The following is a 12,382-nucleotide window of genomic DNA, read 5'->3' on the forward strand; positions in this document are numbered from 1 at the left end:
CGTGAGCGGGAGAGTCCAAGATGTCATTCCATCTGCCTCACGAAGACTCATTGGACCAGATGGTCGCGACTGCTCTCGAACAGCTGTCTGCGGGGGCACTTCCACCGCAGATCGAAAGCACGCACATCGACTTCAAGGAAGAGCCCGACCGTCGTGCGTCCGACGGTTCGATCCTCGACGGCGCCCAGCGCAGTGAGGCCGCCGCCTCGTACTTGGCCGGTGAGATGGCGTGCATGGCGAACACGCCAGGCGGCGGCGCGGTCATTGTCGGAGTAGCTGACGACGGAACCCTCATCGGAACTGCTCTCGACGCGGAGTGGCTGCGCAACCGCATCTGGCAGCTCACCCACCAGCAGGTGACGGTCGCCGCTCGCGAGGTCGACGCGCCCGAATGCCGCTTGCTGGTGCTGAGCACGCCGGGTGCGCTCGCTCCAGTGTCCTACCGGGGCAGGCTGAAGTGGCGCGTCGGGGCAGACTGTGTCGACGTCGACCCCGTCGCGTGGCAGGCGCACGCCTTGCAACGGCTGGGCTATGACTGGTCGGCAGAAGCCTCATCGCACACGCTCGGCGATGTGAGTCCGTTGGCCGCAGAAGCTGCCCGGACGTACCTGCGCGAGGCTGACACTGCGGCCGGTCGCCAGCTCGCAGATGCCACCGATCGAGAGATGCTCACACGTCTCGGCGTCGCCGACGCCGATGGCCGTCTCACCCAAGCCGGCTCGCTGCTGTTCGTCGCCACTCCCTGCGACGGCATTGATTTCATCCGACGCTCCTCAGCAGGAGGTGACAGCACCGAGCGGATCCGTACCAGCAAGCCCTTGCTCGTGCAGCTTCGCGAGGTAGAGCAGGCAGGCCGTCTGGCCAATCCCGTCTCGCATGTCGCGCTCGGCTTCGCCCACCGGCAGGTTCGCTCCATCCCTGAAAGGGCATTCCGCGAGGCAATCGTCAATGGAGTCACCCACCGTGACTGGATGATGCCGCTGCCGACCGTCGTCGAGCATGTCGGCACTGCTTTGACGGTGACGTCGCCCGGAGGGCTCATCGGAGGCGTCACGCCCGCCAACGCCATGACCCATCCCGCGGTGCCGCGCTATCGCAGTCTCGCCCATGCACTGGCTCTGCTGCATGTTGCCGAGCAGCAGGGCATCGGCATCGACCGGATGGTGCTCGACCTGCTGACGATCGGGCGGCCCGCTCCCGTCATCGAAGAGATCGACGGTCCCTACGTGAGGGTGACGTTGCTCGGCGGCGAGCCTGACTCGGAACTGGTGCGCTGGGTAGCCGCAGTCGAACCGCCGTACGCAACCGATGCATACGGGTTGCTGGTCATCGAGCATCTCTGCCGACGCGGATGGATCGACGCACGAGACGCCTCGGGGCTGCTGCAATCCAGCGAGGCGACCGCTGCAGACGTGTTGGCGCGGCTCAGCGAAGCCAGCAGTGAAGCGCAGTCGGTGATCGTTGAGGTGGTCGGTGCCGACGGCGAGGCAGGGCGCGGCACCGCATACCGCCTCGGCGATGTTGCCCGCGACCGGCTGGCGCATCGCTGCCTCACTCGCCGTTCACGCGAGACTGCCGAAGCCATGTTCGTCGGATGGGCGCAGGCGCGAGGACGTATCTCGAGCACATCTGCCGCCGATCTCGCCGGCACAAGCACGCGGATGGCGAGCGAGCGACTGCGACTGCTCGCCGATCGAGGCAAGCTCATGCCAGGACGCGCTAACGGCACCGGCCGCGGCTACCACTACGTGCCCGCAGCGGGGCACTGAGGCGCCCAGAGTGTGAGAGTGGAGGTGCGCTGCGCCTCAGTATCCGCACGCGTTCACGGCCCATCGAGCAGAAGATCGACGCCAATCAGCGATTCTGTGCCGAGTTGCTGCCGCGCTTCGACGACGGATCGCTGCGGCCGATCATCGACTCACGCTTCGCGCTCGACGACATCGCCGAGGCCCACAGCTACATGGCCACCAACGCGAACATCGGCAAGATCCTGCTCGATATCGGCTAGCGAATCTCTGTTGCCACGCAGGTTGCAGCGGCACGTCGCCCGGTCACGGCCCGAGGAGCGTGAGGGGCGTGACCGCTACGCCGTCGCTGCGTTCGTAGGCGTACCCGGTGGCGGTGATGACGAGCAGCTTGGCGGGCGGACCCATGCGGTCGGTGTCTATGTGGTCGCAGAGCCTGTTCAGCGATGCTGCGGCTTCGTCGATGGAGCTTGGCTCGCCGAGCTTGACCTCGACAGCGATCCAGCGGCCGTCGCGCAGTTCGACGACGGCGTCTGCTTCGAGTTCATTGCTGTCGGAGTAGTGGTAGACGCTGCCACCGAGCGCATGGGCGTAGATGCGCAGGTCGCGGACTGCCAACGACTCGAATAGGTGGCCGAGCAGCGCGCGGTCGTCGAGGAGTCGTTGCGCGTTCGCGCTCAATGCGTTGACGGCGAGCGCCGGGTCGGCGAGATGCCGCTTCACCGCTTGGCGCAGCCGGGCGCGGGACGCCAGGTGAGGTGACCAGTGCGGCTGGTCTTCACTGATGTGTATGGCTTCCAGCGTGGACAGGTAGCTCTGCAGGGTCGCGTGAGCGAGCGGCTGCCGCCCTGCAATGTCTGCAGCAAGCGTCTTCATGGTCGGCGCTGCGCCGCTGTGACGTGCCAGCGAGGCAATCGTGCGGCGAACGTTGGTGGGGTCGTGCCGGCGGCCTGCAAGCTGCCTGATGTCCACCCGGCAGATTTCTTCCAGGTAGTCCGTCAGATACAGCTGGGCATCGGACGGGCTCATCGCGACACATGCCGGCCAGCCGCCACGACAGAGCACATCGACGACGGAGCGCAGTTGTGCTGCGGCATCACCGTCGTAGGTCTGGCCCGTCGTGGCCGGCGAGTCGCTGGGCCATGCGGCGCATGTCCCGCCGTCGAACAGGCCCGCGAGGCTGACGGTCCCGGGCGAGTCGCCCGACTCGAACAGCGACAGCGTGCGCATCGGCATGATCCGCAGCCGTTCGGCCAGCAGTACATCGACGACTCGCGGCAGGTAGGCAACTGTGCCCGCCGTCGCGTCCATTGCAACTCGACTCTAGCGAATTCAGCCGTGCAGGTTCCGCCTATGTGAATGTTTGCAGGTGTTTCATGTGAATGTTTGCAGGCACTTTGCTGAGACGTTTGCGGAAGCGCTCATGCGGGTGAGGCGCAGGTCGTGATGTCGCCATCGCGCACCCTCAGATGTCGATTTCGCGCACTGTTTGATGCCGGTTTGGCGCACCCCCACGGGAGTGGCGGCTAGCGGTGCTCGATGGGCACGTAGTCGCGCTGGCCAGGGCCCGTGTACTTCTGGCGGGGCCGGTAGATCTTCTGCTCGGGATCGCCCAGCATCTCCACCCAGTGCGCCAGCCAGCCCGGCGTCCGCCCGATGGCGAACAGCACGGTGAACATGTCGAGCGGGAAGCCCATCGCCTCGTAGATCAGGCCTGAGTAGAAGTCCACATTGGGGTACAGGCGCCGGTCCTTGAAGTAGGAGTCGCTGAGAGCGACCTCTTCGAGCTTCATCGCGATGTCGAGCAACGGGTTGAGGCCGGTCACCTTGAACACCGCATCGGCGGTCTCCTTGATGATCTTGGCCCGCGGGTCGTAGTTCTTGTACACCCGGTGCCCGAAGCCCTGCAGCAGCACATCGCCGGACTTGGCCCGCTCCACGTACGCAGCCACATTGTCGAAGCTGCCGATCTCGTGCAGCATCCGGATGACCTGCTCGTTGGCGCCCCCGTGCAGCGGCCCGTACAGCCCGCAGGTGGCCGCCGCCACCGCCGAGTACGGATCGGCCCGGCTGGACCCGACCGTGCGCATCGTGGTGGTGGAGCAGTTCTGCTCGTGGTCGGCGTGCAGGATGAACAGCACGTCCAGCGCTTGCGTCAGCGTCTGGTCGGGCACGTAGTCGGGATCGGCCACATTCCGCATCATCCGCAGGAAGTTGCCGGTGTAGGTGAGATGGTTGACCGGGTACTCGTACGGCAGACCCACGCGGTTTCGATAGGCGAAGGCCGCCATTGTGGGCATCTTGGCCAGCAGCCGGATGATCTGGACCAGCCGTGTGCGTGGATCGTCGATGTCCTTGGCCTCGGGGTAGAAGGTGGACAGCGCGGCGATGGTGGAGACCAGCGTGCCCATCGGGTGGGCGTCGTAGCGGAAGCCCTTGATGAAGCGAGTGATGTCCTCGTGCACGTAGGTGTGGAACGTGATGTGGTGGATCCACTCGGCTGCCTCGGCTTCGGTGGGCAGTTCGCCGTGGATGAGCAGGTAGGCCACCTCGAGGAAGCTGGACTGATCGGCGAGCTGTTCGATGGGATAGCCGCGATAGCGCAGGATCCCCTCGTTGCCGTCGATCTCGGTGATCTTCGAATTGCAGTTGGCTGTCGAGAGGTAGGCAGGGTCATAGAACCACAGGCCTCGGTCCAGCTCGCGCAGCGCGGCGGCGGAGACCGTGCCATCGACCACGGGAACGGTCACCGACTCTCCCGTGCGGTTGTCGGTGATCGTGAAGCTGTCCTCTGCCATCAAGTCCCCCTCGTTCGTGCCGCCGAATGTACCCAATAAGCATCGCCGCCGCGAACCTGACGAACCCGCACGCTGGCGCAGCTCCCAGGCAGCGCCTGACTGCCCTGCGTGCAGAGGCCAGCACTCCGAGTTCAGGCTGAAGGCTCTTGCGAGACGGGTCCGGAAGCCGGCCGTCTCGCGGAACTCAGCGTGCTGCGCCGAGGGAGAGGTGAGAATTTCCTGCTAGAGAGGCGTGTTGTCGTGGCGGCGTTGGCGCAGCCGCTCGCGCTTGGTCGAGAGCATGTCGAGCGTGTCGATGAGTTCGCGCCGGGTGTCGGCGGGGTCGATCACGCTGTCCACGTAGCCGCGCTCGGCGGCGACATAGGGATTCAGGTAGGTGTCCTCGTAGTCGGAGACATAGGCGGCGATCTCGTCGGGGTCGGCGCCCCGGCGCAGGATCTGGGCCGCCTGTTCGGCGCCCATCACGGCCAGCTCGGCGCTCGGCCATGCCAAGTAGACGTCGTTGCCCATCGTCTTGGAGTCCATGACGATGTAGGCGCCCCCGTAGGACTTGCGCAGCACCACGGCAACCCGTGGCACGGTGGCTCGCGCATAGGCGAACGCCAGCTGGGCGCCGTGCCGGATCATGCCCCGCCATTCCAAGTCCTTGCCCGGGTAGAAACCGGGCGTGTCCACCAGCGTGACGAGGGGCAGGCCGAAGGCGTCGCAGAAGCTGACGAAGCGGGCGCCCTTCTGGCTGGCGGCGATGTCGAGCGTGCCCGCGATGCTCATCGGCTGGTTGGCCAGCACGCCCACCGAGTAGCCCCCCAGCGAGGCAAAGCCGGTCACGATGTTGGGCGCCCAACCGGATCTCAGCTCGATGAAGCAGCCGTCGTCGACCGCCTCGCCGATGATGTCCCGCACGTCGTAGGCCCCGGTCGCCTGTGTGGGCAGCAGGGCGCCGGCGTCGGGCGTGAGCCGCCCGCGAGGATCGGCGGTGTCGAGGATCGGCGGCAGATCGTCGCAGTGCTGCGGCAGGTACATCAGCATGTCGGTGAGCGATTCGAGCACGTCGGCGGCGGAGGTCACCGCGCACGCCGTCCCCGAGGCTCGGGCGTGGATCGGTGCTCCGCCCAGCTCGTCGGGGCCGATGACCACACCGGTCATCTCCTGGACCGGCACGGGGCCGCTGACGAATGCATAGGCATCGTCGGCCATCACGACGATGTCGGCGAGGCCGATCAGCAGCGCTATGCCGGAGATCGCCGGACCCGTGACCCCCGCCAGGACCGGGACCACCCCCGAGCACCGAACGAGCACCCGAGCCGCTTCTCCCCAGCCGTGCAGCGCGGCGACGCCGTGATGCGCGTCGGCGCCGCTGGAGGACAGCATGAGCACGACGGGAAGGCGCTTGACGAGCGCAGTCTGCAGGCTGGCGACGATCGTCTCGCAGTCAGCAGGCGCAAGGGCGCCGCGCCGGTGAGGGCTGTCGGCGGAGATGAGCATGGCGGTCCGGCCGCCGAGCGTGGCGACGCCGGCAGTGACATGTCCACTGGCGCCCGCCCGCAGCTGCAAATCCACTGTGGTGAGGCTACGAGGCTGAGCTGGCAGGCGAAGCCGGGACCCTAGTGGTGTGTCGCGGTTTTCTTGCGGGCAGGTCGCGGCCCGCTGACCTGCGGAAACAGGCTTCGGCAGGCCCTGTGCAAACTGCCGACGCACCACTAGCGGCCCGTGAGTCCGTAATTGATCCGTAATTGAATCGAGATTGGGAACAAGAGCGACAACCAAAGCGATAACCAAGCTGGTGCGACAACGAGGAGGCTCTGCTCTGCGCGCATCTGCTACGACGCTGTTACACCGGGGATGCGGCGGGCGACGCTGCGCATCACCGAGCGCAGAATGTCGCGGGCTGCGGCCGCCGGTGCGGAGAGCATGCCCCGGCGGCGGATGGCCAGCGCGACCTGGCGGGGAGGCAAGCCGGTCACAGTGAGCACGCTCCAGTCGCCTCGATCGGTCCAGACGGGAATCGAGGTGATCGGGACGATGGCAGGTCCGTAGCCTTGGAAGGCCAGCGTGGCGGTCAGCCGGATGCCGTCGAGCTGCGCCAGTGTCCGCAGCGTCACTCTGTGGCGGGCGGCGGCGGTGTCGATCTGCATGCGCATGACCGAGCCCGGCGGCCCGAGCAGGAGTTCGTGCTGTTCGAGTTCGGCGAAGCTCACTTCGCGGTCGCCGAGTGCCGCCAAGGCGTGCCCGGTGGGAGCGATGACCACGAATTCCTCGGCGAACAGGGGAGTCGTCACCAATTCCTCATGCTCGAGCGGGGCGTTCAGCACGGCGAGGTCCAGTTCGCCGCCTTCGAGCAGGCGGACCAGCGCAAGAGTGGTGGAGTCGACCACCATGGCATCCACGTCGGGATGCTGCCGCCGCAGCTCGTCGAGGAACGGGGGCAGCAGCCACCGTCCGGGCGTGCCGATGATGCCGAGGCTCACGTCCCCGGTGACATGGGAGGTCATCGACGCGATGTCGGCACGCATGGCAGCGATCTCGCCGTTGATGCGCTTGGTGCGGGCCAGCACCACTTTCCCCTCCGGCGTCAGCGATCCCACCGCTCGATCCACCAGCACCGCTCCCAGTTCTTCCTCCAGCTTGGCGACGTGGCTCGACACGTTGGACTGCACGGTGTGCAGTGCCCGTGCCGCCGCCGAGAAACGCCCATGCTCGGCCACAGCGGCCAACGCTTCCAAGTACTTCAGGTCCATGAGGCCACAGTAGTGCAGTCCCAGAATTCTATCTCTCAAAGAGATCAAGAATATCTGCACTAACTGTTGGCCCGATAACCAAGCCGACGCTAATCTGCTCTCAAGCGGTTGCCCCAAGCCGCTTGTCATATCGCACCGCCGCAGGGTGTCCCCCTCACCTAGGCGGGCGAAAGCCGAACCGGGCGCTCACCGCTCCGGCCGGTCTCAGGTCGAGGCGTCCACCACGCCCAGCGACCTCACCGAAGAAGCCGACCCTCCCCCCGGGTCGGCTTCCTCGCGTCTGCGAGCGTCTGCCCGGGCCTATCCCAGCCAGCCGAGACTGGCGCACGAGATGCTGCATGGCGTCCGCTCTTGCGCCAGCTCGCGGCGTCAGACCGACGCTCGGATGATGTTGAGGGCCGAACCCGCCTTGAACCACTCCACCTGATCGTCGCTGAAGGTGTGGTTGGCGTCGAACGAGAAGCTCTCGCCCGACGGCTTGCGCACCTCGACGGCGAGAGGCCGCCCGGGTGCCAAGTCGGCAAGTCCCCGCACCGAGATCCGGTCGTCCTCGTCGATGCGGTCGTAGTCGGCCGGATCAGCGAAGGTGAGCGGCAGCATGCCCTGCTTCTTCAGGTTGGTCTCGTGGATGCGGGCGAAGCTGCGACACAGCGCTACCCGGCCGCCCCGGAAGCGGGGCTCCATGGCGGCGTGCTCACGGCTTGAGCCCTCGCCCATGTTCTCGTCGCCGATCACGATCCAGCCCACGCCCGCGGATTGGTATGCCTTCGCGATCTCGGGATAGGGCTGCGTCTCGCCCGTGAGCTGGTTCTTGCCCTGCCCCACCTCGTAGCCGTCGAAGGCGTTCACGGCGCCCAGGTAGAGATTCCCCGAGATGTTCTCGAGATGGCCGCGGTAGCGCAGCCACGGCCCCGCCATCGAGATGTGGTCGGTGGTGAACTTGCCCTTGGCCTTGACCAGCACCGGCAGGTTCTCGTAATCGTTGCCGTCCCACGCAGCGAACGGCTCGAGCAGCTGCAGGCGATCCGAGTCTGGACTCACGCGCACCTCCGCGGCGGAACGGTCAGCCGGCGGCGCCACGAACCCGCTCTCGCCGGGATCGAAACCGCCGGGCGGCAACTCGACGCCCACTGGCGTGGGCAGCGTCACCGGCTCGCCGCTGTCGTTGCGCAGCGCACCGCTGATCGGATCGAAGTCGAGTGTGCCCGCCAGTGCGAGTGCCATCACGGTCTCCGGAGAGGTCACAAATGCCAGGGTCGCGGCGTCGCCGTCGTTGCGCTTGGGGAAGTTGCGGTTGTAGGAGGTGACGATGACGTTCGGCCGGCCGGGCACGTAGTTCGCGTCGCCGGAGCGGTCCCACTGGCCGATGCAGGGCCCGCAGGCGTTGGCCAGCACGGTCGCGCCCAGCGCCTCGAAGTCGGCCAGCAAGCCGTCTCGCTCGATGGTGGCCCGCACCTGTTCGGAGCCCGGCGTCACCAGCAGCTGCGTCCGTGCCCGCAGGCCTTTGGCGGCAGCGTCACGGGCGATCGAGGCGGCGCGGGTGATGTCCTCGTAGCTGGAGTTGGTGCAGCTGCCGATCAGCGCAGCGCTGATGTCCAGCGGCCAGCCCTCGGCCCTCGCTTCGGCGCCCAACGCCGACACCTCGCGTGCAAGATCCGGCGTGTGGGGCCCGTTGATGTGCGGTCGCAGCTGTGACAGGTCGATCTCGACGACCTGGTCGTAGTAGGCGGCAGGGTCGGCCATGGCGGCGGCGTCGGGCCGCAGGTGCTCCGCGACCGCGTCAGCGGCTGCGGCCACATCGGCCCGGCCCGTCGCCGCCAAGTAGCGGGCCATGGCGGCGTCGTAGCCGAACAGCGACGTGGTGGCCCCGATCTCGGCGCCCATGTTGCAGATCGTTCCCTTGCCGGTTGCGCTCAGCGATTCGGCGCCCGGGCCGAAGTACTCCACGATCGCCCCGGTGCCGCCGGAGACCGTGAGGATCTCGGCGACCTTCAGGATCACGTCCTTGGGTGCGCTCCAGCCCGACAGCTCGCCGACCAGGTGCACGCCGATGACCTTCGGCCACCGCACGTTCCAGGCGAAACCGGTCATCACGTCGACAGCGTCAGCGCCGCCCACGCCGACCGCCACCATGCCGAGGCCGCCGGCATTGGGTGTGTGGCTGTCGGTGCCGATCATCATCCCGCCGGGGAACGCGTACTGCTCGAGCACGACTTGGTGGATGATGCCGCTGCCCGGCTTCCAGAAGCCGGCGCCGTAGCGGGCGCACACGCTCTCGAGGAAGTCGTAGACCTCGGAGTTGTTCTCGGTCGCAGCCAGCAGGTCGCGCTTGCCGTCGTCGCGAGCTTGGATCAGGTGATCGCAGTGGGTCGTGGTGGGTACCGCCACCTCGTCGAGCCCTGCCGTCATGAACTGCAGCCAGGCCATCTGCGCGGTGGCGTCCTGCATGGCGACCCGATCCGGTGCCAGGTCGACATAGGAAACGCCTCGTTCAAGCTCCTGGTCACGACCCGAAAGGTGAGTGATGAGGATCTTCTCTGAGAGCGTCAGCGCCCGGCCCAGCCGTTCCCGCCCGAATGCAGTGGCATCGGCCAAGCCGCCGTACACGTCTTCGATCAGCTCGATCTGAGTGCTCGCGTCAACGGCCATGGGTCCCCCAGCGTTCGATTGGCGTGCTTAGAGTATGTGGCGTGCTCAGAGTATGTGGTATGCGCATCGGTTGGGCATTCTCGAGGACGAACCTGCTTGAGGATGCGTTTCTCGTCCGCGGCGCAGTTCGTGGCGCAATCAAGGACGGACTTCGCAGCAGAGGCTCGCGGCGTCGGCGCCGTCGGGCAGTGGCCGGCGTCGCGCCCTGCAGGTTCGCTGTGACCAGTCGCACTGCGAGGCCCACGCGGACCCATTTCGGTGCGAGATGCTGCGCCGCGCGTTCGCACCGCCTCGTCTGCTGTCCGTGTAGCCTGCCGTGCTAAGTTCTTGATGTTCGCCGGCGTGCCGCAAAGGAGTCCTGTCATGAGAATTAGCCCTCTGGACACTGATCTCAGCTCTGCGAATCGGTGCCGCGGCCGCGGATGCGTCGGCTTCGGAGGTGGCCGCAGGCGCAGGTTGGTGCCGGCGGTGACCGCGTGTGTGCTCGCTGTCGCGGCGGCGACGGTTCTCGGACTGGGCGAGCCTGTTGCGGCTCAGACTCCGAGCTGTACGGGCACCGCTGCGGTGACCGAGTATCTCAGCGCAACCGACGAACGCTACGGCCCCGACACCGACCTCACCGGCCTCATCGCCGACTGCGAGCTTCTGCTTGGCGCGCAATCGGATCTTGTCGGCAGTGGCACCGATCCGCTGAACTGGAGCACCGGGTTGTCGATGAAGGGCTGGGCCGGCGACGCCGAGGGCTGGATCGGCGTCGGCGTCGGGGGCAACCCGCCTCGCGTCACCAGTCTCGAGATTCATGGCAATCGGTCCAACGACGCCAACTACTACGGCGGTCTGCTGTCGGGTGAGATTCCGTCCGCGCTGGGCGGCCTCACAGCCCTCACCTATCTCGTGCTCATCAACCACCAGTTTTCGGGCGGGATTCCGTCCGAACTGGGCGACCTCTCCAATCTCAATACACTCTGGCTGCACGGCAACGGCTTGACCGGCGAGATTCCGACCGAGGTGTGCGATCTTCGTGCCTCGGTTGGGGACTTCAGGGTCGACAACCGTCTCCTCACGACCGGTACAGCGAGTCGTAATCAATTGACAGGGTGCGTTGCCACCGGGTCCGACAACGACACGCCCGAGGTAGTCGAGTCCGACAACGACACGCCCGAGGTAGTCGAGTCCGACAACGACACGCCCGAGGTAGTCGAGTCCGACAACGACACGCCCGAGGTGATCGAATCCGACAACGACACGCCCGAGGTAGTCGAGTCCGACAACGACACGCCCGAGGTGATCGAATCCGACAACGAGGCGCCTGGTACCACTGTGGCCGACGGTGCGAGCAACGGCGGCAGTAGCGGTTATCGCGTCGGCACTGGCAGTGCGGGCGGCGGTTCTGGTTTGGATGTGGGTGTGGCGACGTTGGTGGTGGCTGATGGGTGGAGTCCTGCTGATGTGGGCACGGCGTCGGTGCTGGCGGCTCGTGAGGGCGGCGCGGTGGTGTATGTCGCTGAGGGGGAGTTGCCCGCGGGGGTGGAGAGGCTGTTGGGGGATGCGCTGCCGGCTGAGGTGCTGGTGGTGGGCGGCCCGGCGGCGGTGTCGCGGGCGGTGGTGGACGAGATCCGGGAGGCGTCGCCGGGTTCTGAGGTGCGGCGGGTCTCGGGGGAGGGTCGTGTCGCGACTGCGGCGGCTGCGGCGCGGGAGTCGCTGGGCGGTGTCGCGGGCGGCGGGGTCACGTTTGTGGTCGCGAATGGCTGGTCCGCGGCTGATGCGGGCGTGGCGGCTGCGTTGGCGGCTGCCGGCGGGGGCCGGGCGGCGGTGTTGTACACCGGCGGTGATGCGTTGGCTGAGGAGTCGGCTGCGTTGCTGCGGGAGTATCCCACCGAGGAGGTGGTGCTGGTGGGCGGCGTGGCGGCGGTCAGCGCGGCCGCGGAGCAGCAGGCTCGGGAGGCGGCGGGTGAGCAGGCGAGTGTGTCGCGTGTGACCGGGCAGGATCGTGTGGAGACTGCGGCGGCCGCGGCGCGGCGGGTGCTGGGCGACCCCGCTTCGGCCGGCGGGGTCACGTTGGTGGTGGCGAACGGCTGGTCCGCGGCTGATGTGGGCGTGGCGGCTGCGTTGGCGGCGGTGACCGACGACGCGGCTGTGGTCTACACCGCGGCGGGGGTGCTGTCCGGGGCCGCGGAGGCGGTCATCGACGAGTACGAGCCGGTGTCGGTGATCATCGTCGGGGGCCGCTCGGCGGTCAGCGACGAGGTCCGCGACGCTGTCGCCGCGGCAGCGCCCGACGGCACTGGCATCGAGCGCATCAGCGGCCAGGACCGCACCGACACCGCCGTCCGAGCAGCCCGGCACATCCTCGAAGGAAACTGACCCGCACCCCGACAACGTCATGTCGGCTCGCAGATCGGCTTGCCGACTGCCTCTCTGGTCGGCCCGCCGACTGCACCTCTGAGATCGT

At 67.2% G+C, this 12,382-nt stretch carries 8 protein-coding genes; 3 read left to right on the forward strand and 5 right to left on the reverse strand.

All coding sequences use genetic code 11. From position 1 onward, the window contains the following. Positions 1–20 precede the first annotated feature (20 nt). Both ACOGXQ_RS12460 and ACOGXQ_RS12465 read left to right on the forward strand, forming a co-directional pair. Positions 21–1,769: an RNA-binding domain-containing protein gene (locus ACOGXQ_RS12460; protein WP_419943975.1), complete on the forward strand. Its 1,749-nt coding sequence runs from the start codon at positions 21–23 to the stop codon at positions 1,767–1,769. Positions 1,770–1,873: 104 nt separating this feature from the next. Continuing rightward, the gene (locus ACOGXQ_RS12465; protein WP_419943976.1) at positions 1,874–2,008 is read left to right on the forward strand and encodes a zinc-binding dehydrogenase; all 135 of its coding nucleotides are present in this window, start codon (positions 1,874–1,876) and stop codon (positions 2,006–2,008) included. Positions 2,009–2,051: 43 nt separating this feature from the next. Here the strand turns inward: ACOGXQ_RS12465 and ACOGXQ_RS12470 are convergent, their stop codons facing one another. The 5 genes from ACOGXQ_RS12470 to ACOGXQ_RS12490 all read right to left on the reverse strand — a co-directional run bounded on the left by ACOGXQ_RS12470 (position 2,052) and on the right by ACOGXQ_RS12490 (position 9,930). Further along, positions 2,052–3,056: an ATP-binding protein gene (locus ACOGXQ_RS12470; RefSeq protein ID WP_419943977.1), complete on the reverse strand. Its 1,005-nt coding sequence runs from the start codon at positions 3,054–3,056 to the stop codon at positions 2,052–2,054. 215 nt (positions 3,057–3,271) lie between these two features. After that, positions 3,272–4,543 carry a citrate synthase gene (locus ACOGXQ_RS12475; RefSeq protein ID WP_419943978.1) on the reverse strand — a complete coding sequence of 424 codons (1,272 nt, stop codon included), beginning with the start codon at positions 4,541–4,543 and terminating at the stop codon, positions 3,272–3,274. A 222-nt stretch (positions 4,544–4,765) separates the two neighbouring features. Continuing rightward, a complete protein-coding gene (locus tag ACOGXQ_RS12480) occupies positions 4,766–6,103 on the reverse strand; it encodes an acyl-CoA carboxylase subunit beta (RefSeq protein ID WP_419943979.1) in 1,338 nt (445 codons plus the stop codon). Between the two features lie 260 nt (positions 6,104–6,363). Further along, on the reverse strand, positions 6,364–7,281 hold the full coding sequence (locus tag ACOGXQ_RS12485; protein WP_419943980.1) for a LysR family transcriptional regulator: 918 nt from the start codon (positions 7,279–7,281) through the stop codon (positions 6,364–6,366). 369 nt (positions 7,282–7,650) lie between these two features. Next, positions 7,651–9,930 carry an aconitate hydratase gene (locus ACOGXQ_RS12490; RefSeq protein WP_419943981.1) on the reverse strand — a complete coding sequence of 760 codons (2,280 nt, stop codon included), beginning with the start codon at positions 9,928–9,930 and terminating at the stop codon, positions 7,651–7,653. A gap of 459 nt (positions 9,931–10,389) precedes the next feature. Between ACOGXQ_RS12490 and ACOGXQ_RS12495 the strand changes: the two genes are divergently transcribed. Next, complete coding sequence (locus ACOGXQ_RS12495; protein ID WP_419943982.1) at positions 10,390–12,294, forward strand: cell wall-binding repeat-containing protein; 1,905 nt, start codon at positions 10,390–10,392, stop codon at positions 12,292–12,294. Positions 12,295–12,382 lie beyond the last annotated feature (88 nt).

This window comes from Candidatus Poriferisodalis sp. (assembly GCF_965208485.1).
GTDB lineage: Bacteria > Actinomycetota > Acidimicrobiia > Acidimicrobiales > Poriferisodalaceae > Poriferisodalis.